General features: G+C 70.8%; 18 protein-coding genes. 12 read left to right on the forward strand and 6 right to left on the reverse strand.

Features of this window, described 5'->3' with window-relative positions:
- Nucleotides 1-18: 18 nt before the first annotated feature.
- Both rplQ and truA read left to right on the forward strand, forming a co-directional pair.
- Nucleotides 19-600 carry a 50S ribosomal protein L17 gene (gene rplQ, locus CLV43_RS11765; RefSeq protein ID WP_106187137.1) on the forward strand — a complete coding sequence of 194 codons (582 nt, stop codon included), beginning with the start codon at nucleotides 19-21 and terminating at the stop codon, nucleotides 598-600.
- Between the two features lie 59 nt (nucleotides 601-659).
- Nucleotides 660-1,448, forward strand: a complete 789-nt coding sequence (gene truA / locus CLV43_RS11770; RefSeq protein ID WP_211304330.1) for a tRNA pseudouridine(38-40) synthase TruA — start codon at nucleotides 660-662, stop codon at nucleotides 1,446-1,448.
- Between the two features lie 45 nt (nucleotides 1,449-1,493).
- On the opposite strand, the gene CLV43_RS11775 is transcribed toward truA, so the two are convergent.
- The 4 genes from CLV43_RS11775 to eccE form a co-directional block, all read right to left on the reverse strand.
- Nucleotides 1,494-2,225 carry a dienelactone hydrolase family protein gene (locus CLV43_RS11775; RefSeq protein WP_106187139.1) on the reverse strand — a complete coding sequence of 244 codons (732 nt, stop codon included), beginning with the start codon at nucleotides 2,223-2,225 and terminating at the stop codon, nucleotides 1,494-1,496.
- 272 nt (nucleotides 2,226-2,497) lie between these two features.
- Nucleotides 2,498-4,093 (reverse strand): S8 family peptidase, encoded by a 1,596-nt coding sequence (locus CLV43_RS11780; protein WP_106187140.1) that lies wholly within the window; start codon nucleotides 4,091-4,093, stop codon nucleotides 2,498-2,500.
- 252 nt (nucleotides 4,094-4,345) lie between these two features.
- A complete protein-coding gene (locus CLV43_RS11785; protein ID WP_425445748.1) occupies nucleotides 4,346-4,999 on the reverse strand; it encodes a polyadenylate binding domain-containing protein in 654 nt (217 codons plus the stop codon).
- A gap of 71 nt (nucleotides 5,000-5,070) precedes the next feature.
- Nucleotides 5,071-6,375, reverse strand: a complete 1,305-nt coding sequence (gene eccE, locus CLV43_RS11790) for a type VII secretion protein EccE (protein ID WP_170155836.1) — start codon at nucleotides 6,373-6,375, stop codon at nucleotides 5,071-5,073.
- Between the two features lie 204 nt (nucleotides 6,376-6,579).
- On the opposite strand from eccE, the gene eccB reads away from it, so the two are divergent.
- From eccB to CLV43_RS11805, 3 genes are all read left to right on the forward strand, one after another.
- Complete coding sequence (gene eccB / locus CLV43_RS11795; RefSeq protein ID WP_106187143.1) at nucleotides 6,580-8,211, forward strand: type VII secretion protein EccB; 1,632 nt, start codon at nucleotides 6,580-6,582, stop codon at nucleotides 8,209-8,211.
- Between the two features lie 79 nt (nucleotides 8,212-8,290).
- The gene (locus CLV43_RS11800) at nucleotides 8,291-8,656 is read left to right on the forward strand and encodes a hypothetical protein (protein WP_245886297.1); all 366 of its coding nucleotides are present in this window, start codon (nucleotides 8,291-8,293) and stop codon (nucleotides 8,654-8,656) included.
- Nucleotides 8,657-8,664: 8 nt separating this feature from the next.
- Nucleotides 8,665-9,834: a WXG100 family type VII secretion target gene (locus tag CLV43_RS11805; protein ID WP_106187144.1), complete on the forward strand. Its 1,170-nt coding sequence runs from the start codon at nucleotides 8,665-8,667 to the stop codon at nucleotides 9,832-9,834.
- A 456-nt stretch (nucleotides 9,835-10,290) separates the two neighbouring features.
- Here CLV43_RS11805 and mycP read toward each other — a convergent pair whose 3' ends face one another.
- Together mycP and eccD are read right to left on the reverse strand one after the other, a co-directional pair.
- Nucleotides 10,291-11,727: a type VII secretion-associated serine protease mycosin gene (gene mycP, locus CLV43_RS11810; RefSeq protein WP_106187145.1), complete on the reverse strand. Its 1,437-nt coding sequence runs from the start codon at nucleotides 11,725-11,727 to the stop codon at nucleotides 10,291-10,293.
- Between the two features lie 23 nt (nucleotides 11,728-11,750).
- Entirely contained in the window at nucleotides 11,751-13,145 is a 1,395-nt protein-coding gene (eccD, locus tag CLV43_RS11815; protein ID WP_106187146.1) for a type VII secretion integral membrane protein EccD, read from the reverse strand.
- Between the two features lie 259 nt (nucleotides 13,146-13,404).
- On the opposite strand from eccD, the gene eccCa reads away from it, so the two are divergent.
- The 7 genes from eccCa to rpsI all read left to right on the forward strand — a co-directional run bounded on the left by eccCa (nucleotide 13,405) and on the right by rpsI (nucleotide 21,960).
- Nucleotides 13,405-17,403, forward strand: coding sequence for a type VII secretion protein EccCa (gene eccCa, locus CLV43_RS11820; protein WP_106187147.1), 3,999 nt, complete (start codon nucleotides 13,405-13,407; stop codon nucleotides 17,401-17,403).
- A 243-nt stretch (nucleotides 17,404-17,646) separates the two neighbouring features.
- The gene (locus CLV43_RS11825) at nucleotides 17,647-19,434 is read left to right on the forward strand and encodes a type VII secretion-associated protein (protein WP_106187148.1); all 1,788 of its coding nucleotides are present in this window, start codon (nucleotides 17,647-17,649) and stop codon (nucleotides 19,432-19,434) included.
- Between the two features lie 14 nt (nucleotides 19,435-19,448).
- Nucleotides 19,449-19,859, forward strand: coding sequence for a hypothetical protein (locus CLV43_RS11830; RefSeq protein ID WP_106187149.1), 411 nt, complete (start codon nucleotides 19,449-19,451; stop codon nucleotides 19,857-19,859).
- Between the two features lie 185 nt (nucleotides 19,860-20,044).
- Nucleotides 20,045-20,320, forward strand: coding sequence for a WXG100 family type VII secretion target (locus tag CLV43_RS11835; protein WP_245886300.1), 276 nt, complete (start codon nucleotides 20,045-20,047; stop codon nucleotides 20,318-20,320).
- A gap of 62 nt (nucleotides 20,321-20,382) precedes the next feature.
- Nucleotides 20,383-20,667 (forward strand): WXG100 family type VII secretion target, encoded by a 285-nt coding sequence (locus CLV43_RS11840; RefSeq protein ID WP_106187151.1) that lies wholly within the window; start codon nucleotides 20,383-20,385, stop codon nucleotides 20,665-20,667.
- 265 nt (nucleotides 20,668-20,932) lie between these two features.
- Entirely contained in the window at nucleotides 20,933-21,376 is a 444-nt protein-coding gene (gene rplM / locus CLV43_RS11845) for a 50S ribosomal protein L13 (protein ID WP_106187152.1), read from the forward strand.
- A gap of 29 nt (nucleotides 21,377-21,405) precedes the next feature.
- A complete protein-coding gene (gene rpsI / locus CLV43_RS11850) occupies nucleotides 21,406-21,960 on the forward strand; it encodes a 30S ribosomal protein S9 (protein WP_245886304.1) in 555 nt (184 codons plus the stop codon).
- The last annotated feature ends 17 nt before the right edge of the window (nucleotides 21,961-21,977 follow it).

Raw genomic sequence — 21,977 nt, forward strand, 5'->3', positions numbered from 1 at the left:
TAATCCGAGGAGCAAGCGATGCCCACCCCCACTAAGGGACCCCGTCTCGGCGGGTCGCCGGCCCACGAGCGGCTCATGCTGGCCAACCTGGCCACCGCGCTGTTCACCCACGGCCGGATCACGACCACCGAGGCGAAGGCGAAGCGGCTGCGGCCGTACGCCGAGAAGCTGATCAGCAAGGCCAAGGTCGGCGACCTGCACAACCGTCGCGAGATCCTGAAGGTCATCCGCGACAAGGACGTCGTCCACAAGCTGTTCGCGGAGATCGGCCCGTTCTTCGTCGACCGCAACGGCGGCTACACCCGCATCACGAAGACGCTGGCGCGCAAGGGCGACAACGCCCCCATGGCCGTCATCGAGCTGGTGCAGCAGAAGCTGGTCACCACCGAGGCCGAGGCGGCCCGGAAGACCAAGTTCGCCAAGGACGAGAAGGCAGCGGCCCCGGCCGCCGTCGAATCGGACGCCGAGTCGGACTCTTCGGCGAAGGTCGTGGACCAGGACGCCGAGGCGCCCGAGTCCGCCACCAAGGACGCCGCGAAGGACCCCGCTGAGGGTGCTGACGAGGCCCCGAAGGCCGAGGACAAGAAGGACGAGTCCTGACGGACCCGCTCATCGTGGACGAGCCCGTTGTTCCCCCTGGGGACAGCGGGCTCGTTCGCGTGCGCCTCGACCTGGCCTACGACGGCACCGACTTCTCCGGGTGGGCCCGCCAGCCCGGCCGCCGCACGGTCTGCGGCGTCCTGGAGGACACCCTGTCGATGGTGCTGCGCGAGGACGTCCGGCTCACCGTCGCGGGCCGCACCGACGCCGGTGTGCACGCGACCGGGCAGGTGGCCCACGTCGACCTCCCGTCGACCGCCGACGTCGCCGGGCTGCCGAAGCGGCTGGCCCGCGCGCTGCCCGCGGACGTGCGGGTGTTCCGGACGCGGGTCGTGCCCGCCGAGTTCGACGCCAGGTTCTCCGCCATGCGCAGGCACTACGAGTACCGGGTCACCGACGCCGAGGCGGGCGCGCACCCGCTGCGCAGGCTGGACACCCTGTCCTGGCCGCGGCCGCTGGACCTCGACGCGCTGACCGAGGCGTCCGCGCTGCTGCTGGGCGAACGGGACTTCTGCGCCTTCTGCCGCCGCCGCGAGGGCGCGACCACGATCCGCGAGCTCCAGCGCCTGGACTGGACGCGGGCCCAGGACGGTGTGCTGACCGCCCACGTGTCCGCCGACGCGTTCTGCCACAGCATGGTCCGCAGCCTCGTGGGGGCGCTCCTGGCCGTCGGGGAGGGCCGCAAACCGCCCGCCTGGCCCGCTTCCCTGCTGACCTCCACCGAACGCTCCAGCCAGGTCGCCGTGGCCCCTCCGCACGGGCTCGCGCTCGTGCGCGTGGACTACCCGCCGGACGCCGAGCTGGCCGCCCGCTCCGCGGTCACCCGCAACGTGCGCGTCCTGGGCTGACGCCCGCGCCCGGTACCTCGAAGAGGCGGGCGCGGGCGTCAGGTCCTACTTCAGGTGCCGGGTGAAGAACCGGCTGCTGTCCTCCCCGGCGTAGGACGGGACGCCGATGTGCCCGCCCATGTTGGCGTGCAGCGTCTTCTCCTTGGAGCCGAAGGCGTCGAACAGGTCCAGTGCCATCTGGCGGTCGTTGTGCTCGTCGTCCCACTGGAGCAGGACGTGCAGCGGGATGGTGACCTGCCGGGCCTGCTCGACGATGCCGCGGGGCACGTAGCTCCCGGCGAACAGGCCCGCGGCCGCGATCCGCGGCTCGACCACCGCCAGCCGGACGCCGATCGAGATCACCCCTCCGGAGAACCCGACCGGGCCGCTGATCCCCGGCAGCTCCAGCAGGGCGTCCAGGGTGGCCTGCCACTCCGGCACGGCCTGGTCGACCAGCGGGAGGACGAGCCGGTCGACGACCTCGTCGGGGACGGGCTCGCCGGCCTCCACGGCCCGGCGCAGGTCGGCTCGGGCCTCGTCGGCGGCGGGAGAACGGGGCCGGTCACCGGCTCCGGGGAGCTCGATGGTGGCCGCGGCGAAACCCTGCGCCACGGCGTGCCGGGCACGGGCCGCCAGCCGGGGGTGCATCCTGTCCAGCCCGCCGGGGTGGCCCATCAGGATCACCGGGACCGGTGCGGACGCGGGTTCGGGCGTCCACAGGACGCCGGGGACGCCGTCGAGGGTGAACCGGCGTTCGAGGACGCCGTCGTCGAGGTGCTGTTCCGAGGTGAGTCGCATGGTCGTGCCTTTCGGGAGTGCTCGTGAACGGCGCTCCCGGACGACCTACCGCCCGACCATGACCCCTGAGGGGAGCACCCATGTCGATACTGCGGTCACGGGTACCACCTCCTCGGTCTCCAGCACGGTCGTCGGGAAGGTAGCAGCGGTCGACGTGGGGCACCAACGGGTTTTCCGCACGCCGTGCGGTCGCGACCCCCGGAACGGGGCAAGGCCCCCCACTGCGAGGAAGTGGGGGGCCTTGCCGGTGTCCTGTCCGCTGCGATGAGGACCTAGATGGTGAGCGTCCACGAGTCGATGGACCCGGTGTCCTGGGCGTAGAGGTCCTTGGCCTGGAGCTTCCACTCGCCGTTGGCGGTCTCGGCGGAGAGGTCGAGGGTGTAGGTGGCGTTCACGTCGTCCGCGCTGTCGCTGCCGTTGGACGCCTTCAGCATCCGCGAGGCACCACTGGGCGTGATGAGCGAGAGCTCCACGTCACCGCGGTAGGTGTGCTTGACGTGCACCTCGACCTTGGCGGTCGCGGAGGCCTTGTTCTTGCAGCCCGAGATGGTGATGGAGCTGGTCACACCCGCACCCTTGTCCGGGATCGCGACGTCGGTGTCGTTGACCTGCGGGGTGCAGCCGGTGGGCGGCGGGCCGGTGGTGCCGCCGACCAGGAACAGCAGCTTGTTCGGCGAACCGGTGCCGGGGTCCGGGATGGCGCCGGAGGTGGCCCCGTTCACCAGCGCGTCGCGGACCTCGGCGGGGGTGGCCGCCGGGTTGCTCGCCAGGTAGACCGCGGCGGCGCCGACCACGTGGGGCGTGGCCATCGAGGTGCCGCTGATGGTGTTGCTGGCGTTGTCGTCGGTCAGCCAGGACGACGTGATGTTCGTGCCGGGACCGAAGATGTCCAGGCAGGTGCCGATGTTGGAGTACGACGCCTTGACGTCGGTGATCTCCGTCGCGCCGACGGTGATGGCGTTCGGCGTGCGCGCCGGCGAGGTGTTGCAGGCGTCGGCGCCGAAGCTGTTGCCCGCCGCGAGGCCGTAGGTCACGCCCGCCGCGATGGAGTTCGTCACGGCGAGGTCGACGGTGTCGTTCGCGCCACCGCCGAGGCTCATGTTCGCGACCGCCGGACCGGGGTTGGCCAGGTGGTTCGCGGTGACCCAGTCGATGCCCGCGATGACGCCCTCGTAGGTGCCGGAACCCGCGCAGTTGAGCACGCGGACGCCGACGAGCTTCACGGCCTTGGCGACGCCGTACTTCGTGCCGCCGACCGTGCCGGACACGTGCGTGCCGTGGCCCGCGCAGTCGGTGGCGTCGTTGTCGTTGTCGACGGTGTCGATACCGGAAACGGCACGGCCACCGGCGAACTCGCTGTGGCTGAAGCGGATTCCGGTGTCGATGATGTACGCCGTAACCCCTTCGCCGCTGTTCGGGTACGTGTAGGAGTTGTCAAGCGGAAGCGCGTGCTGGTCGATCCGGTCGATTCCCCACGACGTCGTGGGCGTCTGCGTGTCGGAGGCGGTCACCTCGGAGTCCTGCTCCACGTAGGCGACCGTCGGGTCCGCGGCGAGCTTGCGGGCCTGCTGCTCGGTCATCGACGCGGAGAACCCGCGGACCGCGCTCTGGTAGGTGTGCTTGACCTTCGCGTCGTACTTCGCGCTCAGGCTCGCGGTCGTCGAGCTGACGTCGGCGGCTCCGGCGCCCTTGAGGACCACGATGTAGCTGTCCTTCAACGCCTTCGCGGTGGTGGTCCCGCGAATGTCGCCCTCCGGGGCCGCGCCGGCCGATGCTCCGGTCAGCGCCGCGGTGATCGCCACCGCGGTGGTGGTGGCCAGTCCGAGGACGGCCGCCCTTCTGGCCCAAGATGCCCGAACATCTCCCATATCAGGGTTCTCCCTCATCGCAGGGTGTGCACGGAGCGTGTCGCGGTCGATCCGCTCCGTGCCCTACGGCATTTGATATTCTCCCTCGCCGCGCAATGCAAGAATTTGACGGGACAAACCGGGAGACGGATTGTCCACAGATTTTTCCGGCCTGTGAATGAATTGCTTCGCGGGGTCGATGGACACGCACAAAAAATTGTGCCCCGGTCCTGAATGGTCCGGGGCACAACTCGTATCCGAATAATGGGAAAGTCAGTCCCCCCGGCGCACAGCACCTAGGATCTGCTGCTCTCCGGGCGTGGTCACCAGTCGCAGCGGCCGCCAGAGGTTCTGGCCGAGCGCGATCACCTGGTCGTCCTTCAGGGTCGTCAGCTGGTGGGCCATCTGCGGCGGCAGCCGCCAGATCTGGCTCGCCAGCTGCGCCTGGCCGACCGGCAGCCGCTGCAGCAGCACGAGGTCCGCCGAGCTGGCCGTGCTGGACGCCTGCGGGTGCAGGTACGGCAGCACGTACATCGTCGTCTGCCACGGCGACCGGGGCGGGAACAGCTCCTGCGGCACGTGGCCGCCGTCGTGCACGACCAGCAGCGGGGCGTCCTCGGACGGCCTGGGCAGCTCGACGGGGCTGAGCCTGCGCATCTGCACCAGCGACGACGGTCGTCCGTCCGCGCCGTTGCCCGCGGCCCGCACCACCGGCTGCCACGCCGCGGGCCTGCCGGTGGCGATGGTGATCCACGCGCCGACCGCCATCGCCCGCAGCGCGACCTGGCGGGCCAGGTACAGGCCCCCCACGACGACCATGCGGGTCGGGGCGGACCGCAGCACCGAGATGGTCAGCGGTTCGCCGTTGAGCCCGGAGCCGAGCACCATGCCGCCGCGGTCGCCGCTCGGGCTGACCACGTCGAGCATCGCGGGGGAGACCAGGAACTCGGGCGCGATGCCCTTGCCCCGGCTCTGCGCGTCCAACAGCCGCGAGCTGCTCACGCGACACCTCCGAGCGGGAGCGTCGCCGCGAGACCGGCGACCTGGAGGCCGCGCAGCGGGGTGAGGGTGATGTCGAGCTTGCCGCTGAGCGCCTTGAGCCTGGTGTCGGCCTTGTCCAGCTCGGCCTGCGTCCTGGCGCTGACCCGCACCAGCCCGCGCAGCCCGACCTGGCCCTCCTCGCTGCTCGGCGAGATCGACATGGACAGTGTGGACGACAGGGCGCGCACACCGGTCAGCGAGTTCAGGTTGTCCCGCATGCCCTTCGACGGCCAGCTGGTGATCGCGTAGCTGGCGTGCCCGACGCCGCCCGCGGTCACGCCGGACCACTTCTCGCGCAGCGAGACGCTGCCCGTGCCGCCCGCGACCGCGGTCAGCTCGGCGGCCGAGATGCCCGCGCGGATCAGCTCGTCCGGGTCCAGCGGGCGGATCGTCACACCGGCGGACTCCAGCGCGTTGCGCACGCGCGACAGGGCGCCGATCAGCGCGCGGTGGGCTCCGATCACGCCGCCGCCGCGCTCCCTGATCGCGGCCGCGCAGCGCTTCGGGTCCAGCCGCACGGCGATCCACGTGGTGCGCCTGGCCGCCGCGGGCAGCGGGCCGAGCACCTCCATGTAGGACGCCAGCGCGGGCGAACCGGGCGGCAGCGCGGCGCTGCCGGGGTAGCAGTGCCAGATGACCGAGATGGCGTCGAGCACCACACCGCGGTCCTCCAGGCACGGGGCAAGCGCGCCCAGCGGCAGGCTCGGGGCGCTGCCGACCGGCGAGATCAGGCCCGGAGCGGGGTCGACCAGCAGCACGGCCGTCCACGCGCCCTGGTGCCACGCCAGGCCCAGCGGCCTGCGCTCGTGGTCCTGGCCGTGCGCGACGACGAGGTCCGGGACCGCGAGCCGCAGCAGCGCGACGCGGGGGTCCTCCGGTCCGATGACGGAGGTCTCCTCCTCCGACGGCGGCTTCATCTCGGTGGGACCGTCCCGCTTGGCCGTGCGGCTGTGCGAGCGGAAGTTGTAGCGCAGCGTCAGGCCGACCCACTGGGTCAGCCAGCGGCCGCGCCTGCGGGCGAACGCCACGACCAGCGCGACGAACGCGATCCCGCCCGCCACGTACATCAGGCCGAGGTCGATCGCGAGCAGGACGAGCCCGATCGCGACGCCGACCTCCAGCACGACCAGGTTGGCGACCGGCAGGGAGCCCAGGCTCGCGCCCGCGGCCCGGCGCCGGGCCCTGCCCACCGGGGGACGGGGCGGGGCGGCGGGTGGTGCCGTGGGCTTACCCTGCGGAGGAGGTCCCGAGGGGCGAGCCATGCCGGGGTTGGGCGGGCCCGGATGTGGAGTGGTCACGGACATCCGTTCTGGTCTCTTTCCCCTCGATGTTCGGTGCACCTCGGGCTACGAGGAAGATGTCCCGGAAGGCTGATCACGCCGGGTCTCGTCAACCCGGTCACGGAGCGACCCTCATAGGGATATCCTGCCGAACCGTACCGCGACTGGGAGAGCAGCGAGCCGAGAATGGCATCAACACCCACCACCAAGTCACAGGTCCAGGCATACCGCTTCGTGCTGCGCCGGATGCAATCGGCCCTGGTGCGCAGAGACGCGGTGATGCTCCACGACCCGATGCGGAACCATTCGCGGGCGACGCTCGTGGGTGTGGTCCTCGGCGCCGTCGGCATGATCGGGTTCCTGATCTGGGGCCTGTTCTCGCCGGACCCGCAGCTGGACTCGGAGACCCAGATCGCGATCTCCAAGGAGACCGGCCAGATCTACGTCGTGCGCCAGTCGCCGCGCGTGCTGATCCCGATGACCAACCTCGCGTCCGCGCGGCTCCTCCTGCTGCAGGAGTCGAGCCCGGACAAGGGCCAGTCGGGCAGCGTCAGCGGCGGTGACGCGGCGGCGGGCTCGGCGACCGGCCCGGCGGCGGTCAGCGGCGGGGAGCCCAAGCTGGTCAGCGAGAAGGCGCTCGCGAAGATCCCGAAGGGACGGTTGACCGGCATCCCGGACGGGCCGGACATGATGCCCGCCAACCAGGCCGACCGGATCGGCGCGGAATGGTCGGTCTGCGACCAGCTCACCCTCGACCAGGCCGTGCCCAACCCGGAGACGACGGCCAAGAACAAGACCACGGTCCTCGCGGGCATCTCCGGCGGCGGGAAGCCGTTGGACGGCAACAAGGCCGTGCTCGTGAAGGCGGGCGCCGACGCCAAGAAGGCCTACCTGATCTACAAGCGGCCCGACGACAGCCGCTTCACGTCGACCAGCACGGTGCGGGCCGAGGTCGACCTGGCCGACCAGAAGGTCGTCAACGCGCTGCGCCTGCAGGGCAAGGTCCCCAGGCCCATCAGCACCGGTCTGCTGAACACCATCCAGGAGGTGGGCAAGCTCCAGGCGCCCGCCATCCCCGGACTCGGCTCGCAGATCAACTACATCAGCGGCGGCGTCGTGGTCGGCGACGTGCTGCAGGCCACCCGCACCGGCGAGAAGACGGTCTACTACGTCGCGCTGGAGAAGGGGCTGCAGGAGGTCCCGTTCGCGGTCGGCGACATCATCCGGTTCGCCTACAAGGGCGGCGTGAAGCCGAAGGAGATCGACCTCTCCGCGGTGCGCGACGTCGTGAAGGAGCTCGACCTCGGCGACTTCCCCACCGAGGTGCCCGCCGTCCTGGACGCGAACCCGGACAACGTCGTGATGTGCCTGGGCTGGCGCGCCGACAACGTGGGCGCGGAGAACAGGTCCGAGCACACCGAGGTCACCATCTCGGCCGTCCTGCCCGGACCCAAGGACGCGGTGCCGGTGCAGATCAACCAGGCGGGCGCGACCGGTGAGGTCGTCAGCCAGTTCATCATGGCCGCGGGCAAGGCGGGCGTGGTGCGCAGCTCGACGTCCATCCAGGACTACGGCAGCGGCCCGATCCACCTGATCACCGGCCGCGGCGTGAAGTACGGCATCCCGGACACGCTCACCAGCGGCGCGCTCGGCCTCGGCAAGGACGGCTTCATGCCCGCGCCGGAGTCGATCGTGAGCCTGCTGCCCAACGGTCCGCAGCTCAACCGCAACGACGCCTCGCGCAGCTACGACTCGATCCCCAACGCGGGCGGCGTGCTCCCCGAGGACGCCGCGGCGAAGAAGGCCGCGGGCGGCTGATCCCCGGCGACTCCGACGGAACCGGATCACGTCCGGCGCCGTCGGAGTCGGTGGTGCACAGTTCCTGGGGGAGGTACGGGTGAACGACGTCGCACGCAGGCTGGGAGGCGGACCGCAGGCGCCTTCCGCCGCGGGCCGGATCGAGGTCGACAGCGCCTGGCTGGAGCTCTACGCCAAGCGCGTCGAGGACGCCGCCGAGGAGCTGTCCCTGGCGCGCGGTGAGCTGCACGACAACCCGTTGCGCCCGCAGAGCTTCGGCGAGATCGGCAGGGGTCTGCGCACCGCCGAGGCCTACGGCCGCGCCTCCCGCCTGCTCAACCAGCAGCTGGACCGCGCCTGCGACGTGCTCAAGGCCGCGGGCAAGGGCCTGCACGACGTGGCCGGGCACTACGGCGGCACGGAGGACGAGGCCGTCCGGCTGATCAAGAACGCCGACCGCCGCTAGGGGGCTTCATGCGTGGCAAGGACGGCAGGCAGATCGAGTCCGAGGTCGGTGCCGACCTGGACTACCTGTCCCAGCTCAGCCGCAGGCTCGGTGTCACCGACCTGGTGGAGGAGTACTTCACCCCGGTCGTCGGCGACTGGAACGACCTGCACGACGAGGCCGAGCGCTGGCGCGCGGCCGGACAGGCGGCCGAGGCCGTCACCAAGGACCTGCTGAAGCCGCTGGGCAGGCTCGACTCGGCCTGGCAGGGTGCCTCCGCCGACTCGTTCGTCGACCACATGCAGAAGGTCGGCCTGGCGGGCCACGACATGTCCGACGTCATGGCCGCGATGGGCGAGGCGCTCGACGAGACCGCCGAGGGCATCCGCGGGATCGTCCAGGACATGTCCGAGGTGTTCCGCGACACGGCCGACACCGTCTCCGGCGTCGCCGGGCTGCCGCTGGACGGCGACGCGCGGATCGTGGCGCACCTGGACGACCTGAAGGACCCGGCGAAGGAGATGTACGAGTCGGTCCGCGACGTGCTGGAGGCGTTCGGGCGGCTGTGCGACGGGGTGAGCGGGACGGACCAGGAGTTCGCCGGGCCGACCATGGAGCACCGGTACCCGGAGCGGAACTGGCAGTTCGCCGAGGCGGGCGCCGACGCTCGGGCTTCGCACGGGTCGCCGTCCTCGCGGGGTGCGGAGTCGATGAGCGGGTCGTTGGTCGGGGCCGGTTCGGCCGCCGCCCACGCCGGTGCCCCCAACACCGACGCTGCCCAGGCTGGTTCGGGGAAGCCTGAGGGCGCCGCTGCGGTCGCCGGTGCCGTCGGGGGTGGGTCGGGGTCGGTCGGTGGTGGTTCGTCCGCCGGAGGCGTTCCTGGGGGCTCGGTCGGAGGTTCCGCCGCGCCCGCGCCCAGCGCGCCCGCCGGTCCCACGCAGCCCGGTGGGTACACCGCCGTGCAGGAGCCCCACGCGGTGGAGCAGTCGGCGGCTCGGCCCGCCGCCGCGGCCGCGAGCGGGGGGAGTGCCCAGGGCGGCCAGCCCGCCGGTGGCGGGATGATGGCGCCGATGGGCGGCGGCGCCGGTGGGCAGCAGGGCGGGGACAAGGAGCACAAGTCCAAGGTCCGCCTCGCGGGCTCCACCGAAGAGGTGTTCGGCAAGCCCAAGAAGACCGCCCCTCCCGTCGTCGGGGAGTAGCCCCGCCGACGTGGCGATTTCTCGCCGTCTCACGAGGTCGGACCGACCGGTCCGCCAGCGTCGAGGTGCCCGTTTTGTCGGTTCTCGCCGGTGGCGTTCTGAACCGGGGGCCCTCCCGAACGGGGGACGCCCGAGTCCGGCTGCGCGCCCCGGTCCGCCGCTGTCCCGCACCCGGTTTTGTCGGTGGTCGCCAGTAGCGTTCTGGTCCGGGGGCCTCTCGGACGGGGGACCTCCGAGTCCGGCTGCCCACCGCGGGCCGCTGCTTTCCTGCCACCGGTTTTGTCGGTGCCCGCCGGTACCGTCGTGGTTCGGGGGCCCTCCGGAACGGAGTACCCCAGCGCCGCCGTGAAAAGGGGCGGTGCCGTCACGAAAAAGGTCGGCCGCCTCGGAGGACCACCGACACGACCGACCCCTGCGAAACCTTGAGCCAAGCCTTGAGACCCAGCCCAGCCCGGATCAGATCCGGCGGATGACCGACCGGTTGCGGTTGCGGTTCACGGTGTGGACCACGAACAGGGTGAGCAGCAGCAGGCCGACGCCGATCCCCGTGCCCGACAGGGCGACGATGAGCGGGGTCATGTCCTTCTCGTTGCCCAGGCCGAGGTCGGTGGTGATGGGCTTGATCTCGGGGGCGACGGCGCCCGCGCGCTCCGACGGCAGCTCGGCGGTGAGGGCGGCGATGGGGTTGATCATGCCCGCGCCGACCTTGTGGTCCTTGCCGTTGGGGTTGCCGGGGTGCTGGGCGGTCATCGTGAGCCGGTCCATGACCTGGCGGGCGGTGAGGTCGGGGAAGCGCTCGCGCACGAGCGCGGCGATGCCCGCGACGTAGGGCGAGGCGAAGCTGGTGCCCTGGATGGTGGTGAGGGCGCCGCGCTCGTCGGCGTTGGCGTTGGTCAGGCCTTGGCCCTTGGGGTCGAGGGTGGTGATGTCCTCGCCCGGCGCGGCGATGCTGACCCACGGGCCCCAGACGCTGAACGTGGACGGCTCGCCGCGGTCGCTGATGGACGCGACGGACAGCACGTCCTTGCTGTACCAGGGCGGTGAGGCGATGACCTTGACCGTGTCGGTGTTCTGGTTGTCGTTCTGCTCGGGGCAGCCCGTGCCGTCGGTGCCGATGTTGCCCGCGGCGGTCACGATGACGACGTTCCGCTCGTTCACCGCCCAGTCGATCGCGGCCTGGAGCTTGCGCTCGCCGGTGCTCGGCTCCTTGGGGGTGTCGCACGAGGTCAGCGAGATGTTGATGACGTCGGCGCCCCGGTCGACGGCGCGGACGATCGCCTGGGCCAGCGTGGTGACCTTGCCCGCGGACTTGCGCGGGTCGGCCGGGTCCTTGGACTCGTACCGGTCGCTGGTCTGCCGGATGGCCAGGATCTGGGCGTCGGGGGCCGCGCCGACGAACCCGGTCGAGTCGTCCTTGCTGGCCGCGGCCACGCCCGCCACCTCGGTGCCGTGGCCGTCGCAGTCGACGACGCCCTTCTCCGCCGCGACGACGTAGTCGCCGCCCGCCTCGACCCGGCCCTTGAGCCGGGGGTGCTCCTCGACGCCGGTGTCGATGATCGCGATCTTCACGCCCTTGCCGGTGGCGAACCGGTGCGCGTCGTCCAGCCGCAGCACCATCTGCGCGTGCGGCTTCGGCACCACCGGGCGGTTGCCGGTGTTGGACGCGATGCAGCCCTTGCTGTTCCTCTGGTACGTGCTCACGTCCGGCTTCGGCTCCGCGGGCTGGTCCAGCAGGCTCCGGTCGACGGGCGGCGGCACCGAGTTGGGGCGGGTCGGCTGCGCCGCGGGCTGGGCGGCGGCCACGGCCGGGGCGAGCGACAGCGGGCCGGTCACGAGCAGCAGCGCGGTGGCCGCCGTGGCGGCCGCCTTCTTGACGGTGCGGGAAACACGCATGGTGGTAGGCGTCCTCGCGGGGGTCAGGGCGCGATGAGTTGGCGCATCACGACGTAGAGGTCCATCACGGCCAGCGCGAGCGGCAGCACGGACGCGATCAGCACGCCCTCCAGCACGTCCACGGTCCGGCGCAGCACCGGCGAGAACTTCTGGTTCGGGAAGATCACGCCCAGCACGAGCGCGGCGATCGCCACGACGACGAACGCGCCGAAGGTGTAGAGCAGGCGGGTGGTGGGCGAGGCCTCCATCATCCAGCCGAGCAGCAGGCCCGCGCCGGCGAGCATGCCGCAGCCGAGCAGCGCCACGGCCTGCGCGCCGTTCGCGTAGGCCCGGCCGCGCAGCAGCAGCACGAGGGTCACGGCGCCGCCGAGCAGCGGGCCGAACACCGTGCCGTCGGAGGCGGCGATGACGGCGGAGATGGCCGCGACCACGCCGCTGCCGACGATCATGCCGGTCATGTACTCGTGGGCGATGGCGGTGCGCCGCTCGATGACCGCGTACTCCGGGAAGCCGGTGTCCTCCTTGAGGTCCTCGGCACTGCCCGGCACGGTCGGCAGCGGCAGCTTCGCCAGCTGGATCGTGATCCGCGGCAGCACCGAGAGCGCGGCCAGCGAGACCGCGGCCGCGGCCGCCGCGATGCCCTGCGACGGGTGCGCGATCAGGGTGGCGACCAGGAACGCGATGGCGCCGAGGCCCGCGGCCGTCGCCGCCGCCACGAACACCGTGATGCCCTGGCCGATCAGCATGATGGCGGCCGAGGCGAAGATCAGCACGAGCACGCTGGCCAGCAGCAGGTTCGGCCTGCCGAGCTGGCCGGGGACGATGTAGAGGCCGGACACGAAGCTCATCGGCAGCGCGCCCGCCGCGGCGACGAGCACGCCCGTGTCGACCGAGTTGTACGACCGGGCCACCACCGCGCCCGCGGCGATCGCCACGACGGCCGTGACACCGGCGGTGATCGCGACGGCCAGGCTGCTGCCACCCGAGACACCGCCCGCGAGGAACAGGGCCACCGAGGAGGCGATCAGCGCGAGCGCGCCCGCGAGGTGGCCGTACCGCCGCGCGGTCTCCTTCGTCCACGGCCGGAAGCTGTCCGGGTTGGACTCCGCGATGGCGTCGACCACGTCGTCGTACAGCGGGGGCGGCGGGTTCTCGTTGCGCCGCCGCAGCTGGAGCAGGTCGCCGTCCACCACGCCCAGCGACGCGAGCGTGCGGCCGGGGTCGAGCGGGCTGTCGCCCAGCTTGGCCAGGCACCACCCGCCGTGCCGCACGCCGCCGTCCGGAGTGGCCTCCTTGGCCATGTCCAGCAGCATCGGCAGCAGGTCGGCCACCGCCACGTCGGCCGGCAGCGCGACGTCGATGCGCGTTCGCGGCGCCACCACCGTCACCCGGCTGAACACCGTCGTACCGGTCGCCACCAGTGCCCCCTAAGTCCGTTTCGCCTGTTCCGCCGAACAGGTCCACCCGCTTGGCGGGGACCTTAGTATGGCCGTACCGCTCCGGTGCGCACCGGCGGTTCCGGGGAACACGTCGGTCGGGCTTTTTCGTCGACCCGAGTCCACTCCGCCCGCGGGTGCGCCATAGTGTCGGTGAAGTGCTGGTCGCGCGCGCCCGCTACGCGGAGCGGGAATGCGCCGAGGGGTTGTTCGACTAACGACTTGAAGAGGTGCCTGTTAGGTGAGCACGCTGCAGTTCAAGCGAACGCCACGCCTTGCTGCTCCACGGCCACCAGGCGGGGAAGTCCACCTCGAACCACCACCCGAGGTGCCCAGGGTCATCCCCGGCAACATCATGATGAAGGCGCTGCCCGTCGTCATGATCGCGTCGTCCGTGGGGATGATGGTGCTGATGTTCAGCACCGGCTCGAGGGCGCCCGCCGCCATGATCATGCCGGGCATGATGATGATCTCGACCGTCGGCATGATGGCCGGCGGGATGGGTGGCGGCAAGGGCCAGAAGAAGGCCGAGATGAACGAGGACCGCAAGGACTACCTGCGGTACCTCGGCCAGATGCGGGACCGCGCCCGTGAGGCGGCCGACGAGCAGCGCGCCGAGCGCGAGTGGGTCCACCCCGACCCGCAGATGCTGTGGTCGCTGGCCACCACCCGCCGGATGTGGGAGCGCAGGCAGAACGACCCCGACTTCTGCCACCTGCGCGCGGGCCGCGGCTCGCAGCGGCTGGCCACCCGGCTGGTGCCGCCGCAGACCGGCCCCGTCGAGGAGCTCGAGCCGATCGCCACGCTGGCGCTGCGCCGCTTCGTGCGCGCCCACTCGCTCGTGCCCGAGCTGCCGATCTCCATCGCGCTGCGCGGGTTCGCCGCGGTCGGCCTGATCGGCGACACCGAGATCAAGCGCGGCCTCGCCAGGGCCCTGCTGGCCCAGCTGGCCACGTTCCACTGCCCGGACGACCTGCTGATCGCCGTGGTCACCACCGGTCGCACCAAGTCCCAGTGGGAATGGGCGAAGTGGCTGCCGCACGTCCAGCACCCGGCGATCGTCGACGGCATCGGCCAGATGCGGATGATGGCGGGCTCGCTGGCCGAGGTCGAGCAGATGCTCGACGAGCAGCTCCGCGAGCGACAGCGGTTCACCCGCAACGCCCCGCCGCCCGCCGACCAGCCGCACATCGTGATCGTGATCGACGACGGCGACGTGACCCGCGAGGAGCAGATCCTGCTCGAGGAGGGCCTGGTCGGCGTCACGCTGCTCGACCTGTCGGAGTCGCTGGGCAACCTGACCGCCCGCCGCGGTCTGCGGCTGGTGATCGAGGACGACAAGCTCGGCGCCCGCAGCGCCAGCGGCGTCGAGTGGTTCGGCCGTCCCGACTGGCTGAGCCTGGTCGAGGCCGAGGCGCTGGCCCGCCGCCTCTCGCCCTACCGGGTCGGCGGCGTCGACACCGGTGGCAGCGAGGAGGACCCGCTGTCGATGAACAACAACCCGCCGCTGCTGGAGTTCCTCTCCATCCCCGGCGACCCGATGACCTTCGACGTGCAGCAGGCGTGGCGGCCCCGGCCGGTGCGCGACCGCTACCGGGTGCCGTTCGGCATCGGCGAGTTCGGTCAGCAGGTCGAGCTGGACATCAAGGAATCGGCGATGGAGGGCATGGGCCCGCACGGCCTGTGCATCGGCGCCACCGGTTCCGGCAAGTCGGAGTTCCTGCGCACCCTGGTGCTGGGCATGCTGGCCACGCACTCGTCGACCTCGCTCAACATGATCCTGGTCGACTTCAAGGGTGGTGCCACGTTCCTCGGTCTGGACAAGGCGCCGCACGTCGCCGCGACGATCACCAACCTCGCGGGCGACCTGACGCTGGTCGACCGCATGAAGGACGCCATCGCGGGCGAGGTGTCCCGCCGCCAGGAGGTGCTGGCGAAGGGCAACTACAAGAACGTCTGGGACTACGAGAAGGCCCGTGAGAACGGTGCCGACCTCGACCCGCTGCCCGCGCTGTTCATCTGCATCGACGAGTTCTCCGAGATGCTGACGGCCAAGCCGGACTTCATCGACATCTTCCTGCAGATCGGTCGAGTCGGCCGCTCGCTGCAGATCCACATGCTGCTCGCCTCGCAGCGCCTGGAAGAGGGCAAGCTGCGCGGTCTGGACACGTTCCTGTCCTACCGGATCGGTCTGAAGACGTTCTCCGCCGCCGAGTCGCGCGCCGCGATCGGCGTGCCGGACGCCTACGAGCTGCCGCCCATCCCCGGCTCCGGCTACCTGGGCATCCAGGGCTCGCCGCTGGTCCGGTTCAAGGCGCTCTACGTGTCCGGCCCGTACCGGCCCGCGGGCATGCAGGTCGCGGGCCCGTCGGCCGCGGTCAGCGGCGACAAGCGGCCGCGCTACTTCGTGCCGGACTACATCGAGATCCCCAAGGAACCGGTCAAGCCGGTCGTGGTCGTGGAGGAGAAGAAGGAGGACAGCAACGAGCCGAGCCAGCTCGAGGTCATCGTGAACAAGCTCGTCGGCCAGGGTCCTCCCGCCCACGAGGTGTGGCTGCCCCCGCTGAACGAGCCGCCGTCGCTGGACACGATGCTGCCCCCGTTGCAGCCCACCGAGGACCGCGGTCTCACCGCTCCCGGCTTCGTCACCAACGGCAAGCTCCAGGTCGCGATCGGCGTCGTGGACAAGCCGTTCGAGCAGCGCCGCGACCTGCTGTGGGCGGACTTCTCCGGTGCGGCCGGTCACGGCGCGATCGTCGGCGGCCCGCAGTCGGGCAAGTCGATGATGCTGCGCACGCTGATCACGTCGATGGCGTTGACGCACACCGCGCAGGAGGTCCAGTTCTACTGCCTCGACCTCGGTGGTGGCACGCTCGCCGCACTGGAGCGGCTGCCGCACGTCGGTGGCTTCGCCAGCAGGCTCGACGTCGACAAGGCCCGCCGCATGATCGCCGAGCTCGCGGGCCTGATCTCCGAGCGGGAGCAGCGGTTCCGGGCGCAGGGCATCGACTCGATGGTCGAGTTCCGCAACCGCAAGCGCCGGGGCGAGATCAAGGACGACCAGTTCGGCGACGCGTTCCTGCTCGTCGACGGCTGGATGAACTTCCGGCAGGAGTTCGAGACGCTCGAACCGCAGGTGCAGGCGCTCGCCGCGCAGGGCCTGTCCTACGGCGTGCACGTCGTGATCGCGGCGAACAGGTGGGCGGAGATCCGCCCGGCCATGAAGGACCTGCTGGGCACGAGGTTCGAGCTGCGGCTGGGTGACCCGTCGGAGTCCGATGTGGACCGCAAGGTCGCCGTCAACATCCCGCCGGGCAGGCCGGGCCGCGGTCTTTCCCCGCAGAAGCTGCACTTCCTCACCGCGCTGCCGCGCATCGACGCCTCCTCGGACGCGTCGACCGTGGCCTCGGGCATCCAGGACCTGATCACGAAGGTCACCCAGTCCTGGCGCGGGCCGCACGCGCCCGCCGTCCGACTGCTGCCGGACCTGTTGCCCTACAAGCAGTTCATGGCCCAGGTCGAGCAGGTCCGCCCCAACCGCGGCCACCTGGTCCCGATCGGCGTGGACGAGGACGAGCTGGCCCCGGTCTACCTGGACTTCGACAACGACCCGCACTTCATGTCGCTGGCCGACGGCGAGTCCGGCAAGACCGGCATGCTCCGCGCGATCGTGCGCGGCATCATGACGCACTACACGTCGAACGAGGCGCTGATCCTGCTCGTCGACTACCGCCGCACCATGCTCGGGTTCATCGACACCGACCACCTGCTCAGCTACGCGGTGTCCTCGGCGCAGCTGACCGACATGATCAAGGACGTCCGGGGCTCGATGCTCGGCCGCCTGCCCGGTCCCGACGTCACCCAGGACCAGCTGCGCAACCGGTCCTGGTGGAAGGGGCCCGAGCTGTTCATCGTCGTCGACGACTACGACCTCGTCGCGCCGCAGGGCGGCCAGAACCCGCTCCAGCCGCTGGCGGAGTTCATCCCGCAGGCGAAGGACGTCGGTCTGCACGTCGTCGTGGTGCGCCGCATGGGTGGCGCGTCCCGCGCGATGTTCGACCCGATCATCGGCAAGCTCAAGGAGATCGCGTCGCCGTTCATGATCGGTAGCGGTAGCAAGGAGGAGGGCAACCTCGTCGGCAACCTGAAGCCCTCGCCCCAGCCTCCGGGCCGCGGCACGCTGGTCACCCGCAAGAACGGCCAGCAGCGCGTCCAGTTCGCCTGGGTCGACCCGGAGTAGCCGATCGGGAGCACGAGTGGAACGGGCCCGCGACACACGTGTCGCGGGCCCGTTCTGCCTTGACCGGTCGGTCCACGCGGCCCCTCCCAGTGCCGTGGCGGAAGTGACTCCTGTCACGTCCGGACTGGTCACGGCGGTGCGCGGGGGCGTCGGCACCGCGAACCGGCCGGGTTGCGCCACGGCCGTCGGTGGCATCGGGTATGCATGTGCTGCCCGGCTGTCCCGCCGGATGAGGGGATTCGGATGAGTTTGCACGTGGCGGTCGACTTCGGCACGTCCAGCACCTGCGTAGCGCTGTCGGTGCACGGGCGGGAGCCGCAGGTCGTCGTGATCGACGGTCAGCCGCTGGTGCCCTCCGCCGTGTTCGCCGCCCCGGACGGCACCCTGTTCGTCGGCCACGAGGCCGAGCGGCAGGCCGCCGTCGACCCCTCCCGGTACGAGCCGAACCCGAAGCGCCGCATCGACGAGGGCGAGCTGCTGCTCGGCACCAGCGTGCTGCGGGTGTCGGACGTGGTGCGCGCGGTGCTCACGAGGGCCGTGAACGAGGCGCGGCGGGTCGCGGGCGGGATGCCGGTGGACCTGCTCGTGCTCACGCACCCGGCCGACTGGGGCGCCATCCGGACCCGCGTGCTCCTCCAGGCCGCGAACAAGCTCGCCAACGAGATCAGGCTGGTCCCCGAGCCGGTGGCGGCCGCGGTGTTCCACTCGGCCGGGCACGCGATGGCCGAGGGCGCCACGCTCGCCGTGCTCGACCTCGGCGCGGGCACGGTGGACGCCACCGTCATCAGCCGCCAGGGCGGTGCCTTCCGGGTGCTGGCCACCAAGGGCGACCCCAGCTTCGGCGGCGCGGACGTCGACCAGCTGCTCCTGGAGCACCTCGGCTCGCAGGTGCCGCCGCCCGACCGGGACGCCTGGCGGCAGCTCGTCGAGGGCCAGGCGATGGCAGACCGGCGCCGTCGGCGGATGCTCCGCCAGGACGTGCGGGGCGCCAAGGAGACGCTGTCGCGGCACGCCTACACCGACGTCCCGATGCCGCCGCCGTTCCGGGACGCCCACGTCACCCGCAGTGACCTGGAACGGCTCATCAGCGCCCCGCTCAACCGGGCCGTGGCGCTGGTGCTGGGCGCGGTGCGCAACACCGGGCTGAACCCGCGGCAGCTCGCGGGCATCTTCCTGGTCGGCGGGTCCAGCCGGATCCCGATGGTCGCGCGGCTCGTGATGGAGCAGTCCGGGGTCGTGCCGACGAGCATCGACCAGCCCGAGACCGTGGTCGCCCGCGGCGCCCTGCGGGCCGTCGCCGTCGAGCAGGCCGCACCGCCCAAGGCGGCGGTCCCGGAGGAGGGCACCCGCAAGATCACCAGGAAGATCGGCGCCCCCGAGACCTACCGGACGGCCTTTCCCGCGACACCCGCCCCCGGTTTCGCGAGGCCCCCGCAATTCCCCGTCGTGGCGCCTCCGGTGAAAAAGCGTTCACGCGTTCCGCTACTGGTCGGCGGAGCCGTTCTGCTGGTCGCGGTAATCGGCGCGTCGGTCGCCTACGCGATCTCGTCGAATGGCAAGACCGAGGGCGGGGAAACGGGCCCGTCGAAAAGCGCGGACCCCGGCAAGCAGATCTCCGTGTACGACTACAGCTTCTCCGCACCGCTCGACTGGGAGCAGAGCGGAGGCGATCCGACGACCCGCAAGGTGCAGGTCAGACCGGCGGGCGCGGATTCCACCAAAGACCTCATCGCGGTGCAGGAACAACCGCTCACCTACGACGCGTCCGCGGACCGCGACCGGGCCGTGCGGGAACTCCGCTCGGAGTACGACGTGGCGAAGAACCTTTCCGATTTCACCCCGCAGACGAGCTACGCGGGCAAGGATGTCGTGTACTACCGGGAACGGCCCGAGGGCCTGACGATCGACTGGTACGTGCTGCTCAAGGGCGGTGCGCAGGTCAGCGTCGGGTGCCAGTACACGCAGGCGGGCGAACAGCGGGTCCGCTCCGCCTGCGAACAGGTCGTCCGGACCTTGACCGTCACGAGTTGACCAGGAGGGTCGGCATGACCTCGGAAGCGTTCGCCAGGTTCCGCGCGGACCTGTCGGCGGCCGTCACCAGGGGTCGGCGGGCCGCCGCGGCCGCGGGCGCGCGCAACGCGGAGGCCCGCGACCGCAGCCGTGAGCTGGCCGAGCGGTTGCGCGCGCGGCAGGCCGCGCCGGGGCAGCAGCCCACCTCGCCGGACGTCCGGAGGGTGGCCAACGGGTTCCGCGAGGAGCGCGGCCTGCCCGTCGAGCGGCTGCCGGACGGTGCTCCGCAGGAGGCGCCGGCTGAGACGGAAAAGCCGGTCGACGCAAAAGCAAATTCGGAGACGCCGACCACTCTCGGTTCACGTCCGGTGGCCGGTCCGCGGGGTCAACTTCCCCGTGCGGGTGACGATGACGAGGACTTTTCGCAAGGGCAAATCCTCTACTGACCGTAACGGCCTCACCCGGTGACGTTCACTAGAGCAACTGTTTCCGGCGAAGGCGCGACAAGACGGAACCGGCATGGCACTGTGTCCGTCGTAGGGGCAGTACAGGCTGAGAACGTGCGGCCCGATCCCATCTATCAAGGGGGCTTTTCCCAATGGCACTATTCGCAACTGGCAGCCAGGAGCTCTTGACCGCGGGTCAGGACATCGTCAGCACCGGCGAAGAGATCGACGGCATTCTCAAGAACCTGAACAACATCATCGACGCGATCAACGGCACCTGGTCCGGTGCCGCCAAGGACGCGTTCACGGTGCTGAACACCCGGTTCGACGAGGACGCCAGGAAGCTGAACGAGGCGCTGAAGGAAATCGCCGAGCAGGTCACCGGCAGCGCGAACCTGTACGTGCAGCAGCAGGAAGAGCAGGCGCAGCAGATGAGCTCCATCACCTCGCGCCTCGGCTGAGTACCGCAGCTCCACCTGTTTCACCTCCTTCGGCTTTTTCTGATTAGGACTTGGGGAATTTCATGGACATCAAGGTTGATTTCGGTTCGTTGGACGGTCTCGCGGGCGACATCGCCTCGCAGGCCTCCACCCTGCAGAGCACGCTCGAGAACCTGAAGAGCCGCCTCGCGCCCGCCATCGCCCAGTGGGAGGGTGGTTCGGGTGGCGCGTACCAGGCCTCGCAGCAGAAGTGGGACCAGGCCGCCGAGGACCTGCAGCAGGTGCTCGCGCAGATCGGCACCGCCGTCCGCGCCGCGAACGAGTCCTTCCAGCAGGGCGAGCAGCAGAACACCTCTCGCTGGGGCTAGATCTTCAGTCACGCAGCGTGACCACGCGGGCCCTGGAACCGTTCGGTTCCGGGGCCCGCGCACGTTCCGACCACTGGTTGGCGGGGGCCGTTTTGACCCGGCCACGACCCAACCGGTATCTTCCTACGTTGTTGTGCGGTATCCGGTGCGACATTGCGCGCCGCGTGTGTTCTGGTCCACTTGCCCAGCTCGTTCTCGAGGGGCAATCCGGCCTGGAGCAGCCGCCGCAATGTCCACCAGACGCAAGTGACGACGAGGTAGATCCGTGCGCACGTACAGCCCGAAGGCCGGCGAGGTGACCCGCGCCTGGCATGTGATCGACGCCCAGGACGTGGTGCTCGGTCGGCTCGCCACCCAGGCCGCGACGCTGCTGCGCGGCAAGCACAAGCCGACTTATGCCCCGCATGTCGACACTGGCGACTTCGTCGTCATCATCAATGCTGACAAGGTTGCCCTGACCGGCAACAAGCGGGACCAGGAGTTCGTGTACCGCCACAGCGGTCACCCCGGTGGTCTGCGCAAGCAGTCCTTCGGCGAGGCGCTTGACACGCGCGCCGACCGGCTCGTCGAGAAGGCGATCAAGGGCATGCTGCCCAAGAACCGCCTCGGCAGCGTCATCGGCAGCAAGCTGAAGGTCTACAGCGGCCCGACGCACCCGCACGCCGCGCAGCAGCCGCAGCCTTTCGAGATCACCAAGATCGCCCAGTGACCGGCGACGAGCACACCGAGGAAGTCACTGTGACCACCCCTGAGTCCGAAGTCGAGGCCGTCGAGACCGACGCCGTCGACGCCGTTGAGGCCGACGCCACCGAGGTCGACGCCGTCGAGGCCGAGGCCACCGAGATCGACGCCGATGAGGCCGAGGTCGAGGCCGCACCCGTGGTCAAGCACTCGCTCAACGGTGCCCACCACCTCGCGCAGACCGTCGGTCGGCGCAAGGAAGCCATCGTTCGCGTCCGCCTGGTGCCCGGCACCGGCAAGTTCACGCTGAACGGCAAGAGCCTCGAGCAGTACTTCCCCAACAAGGTGCACCAGCAGCTCATCCGCGAGCCCCTGGTCACCACGGAGAAGCCCGAGACGTTCGACGTGCTCGCCACGCTGCGCGGCGGCGGCACCACCGGCCAGGCCGGTGCGCTCCGCCTCGCCATCGCGCGTGCGCTGATCGCGATCGACATCGAGGACCGCCCGGTCCTCAAGAAGGCCGGCTTCCTCACCCGTGACCCGCGGGTCAAGGAGCGCAAGAAGTACGGTCTGAAGAAGGCCCGCAAGGCGCCGCAGTACAGCAAGCGCTGATCGGACTTCCAGCTTTA

The sequence above is a fragment of the Umezawaea tangerina genome, from assembly GCF_003002815.1.
Lineage (GTDB): Bacteria > Actinomycetota > Actinomycetes > Mycobacteriales > Pseudonocardiaceae > Umezawaea > Umezawaea tangerina.

Excerpts from the sequence above, each read along its gene's own strand:
- rplQ (WP_106187137.1), top strand. The coding sequence starts at position 19 with ATGCCCACCCCCACTAAGGGACCCCGTCTCGGCGGGTCGCCGGCCCAC.
- CLV43_RS11775 (WP_106187139.1), bottom strand. The coding sequence starts at position 2,225 with ATGCGACTCACCTCGGAACAGCACCTCGACGACGGCGTCCTCGAACGC.
- CLV43_RS11780 (WP_106187140.1), bottom strand. The coding sequence starts at position 4,093 with ATGGGAGATGTTCGGGCATCTTGGGCCAGAAGGGCGGCCGTCCTCGGA.
- CLV43_RS11785 (WP_425445748.1), bottom strand. The coding sequence starts at position 4,999 with ATGCTCGACGTGGTCAGCCCGAGCGGCGACCGCGGCGGCATGGTGCTC.
- eccE (WP_170155836.1), bottom strand. The coding sequence starts at position 6,375 with ATGGCTCGCCCCTCGGGACCTCCTCCGCAGGGTAAGCCCACGGCACCA.
- eccB (WP_106187143.1), top strand. The coding sequence starts at position 6,580 with ATGGCATCAACACCCACCACCAAGTCACAGGTCCAGGCATACCGCTTC.
- CLV43_RS11805 (WP_106187144.1), top strand. The coding sequence starts at position 8,665 with ATGCGTGGCAAGGACGGCAGGCAGATCGAGTCCGAGGTCGGTGCCGAC.
- mycP (WP_106187145.1), bottom strand. The coding sequence starts at position 11,727 with ATGCGTGTTTCCCGCACCGTCAAGAAGGCGGCCGCCACGGCGGCCACC.
- CLV43_RS11825 (WP_106187148.1), top strand. The coding sequence starts at position 17,647 with ATGAGTTTGCACGTGGCGGTCGACTTCGGCACGTCCAGCACCTGCGTA.
- CLV43_RS11830 (WP_106187149.1), top strand. The coding sequence starts at position 19,449 with ATGACCTCGGAAGCGTTCGCCAGGTTCCGCGCGGACCTGTCGGCGGCC.
- CLV43_RS11840 (WP_106187151.1), top strand. The coding sequence starts at position 20,383 with ATGGACATCAAGGTTGATTTCGGTTCGTTGGACGGTCTCGCGGGCGAC.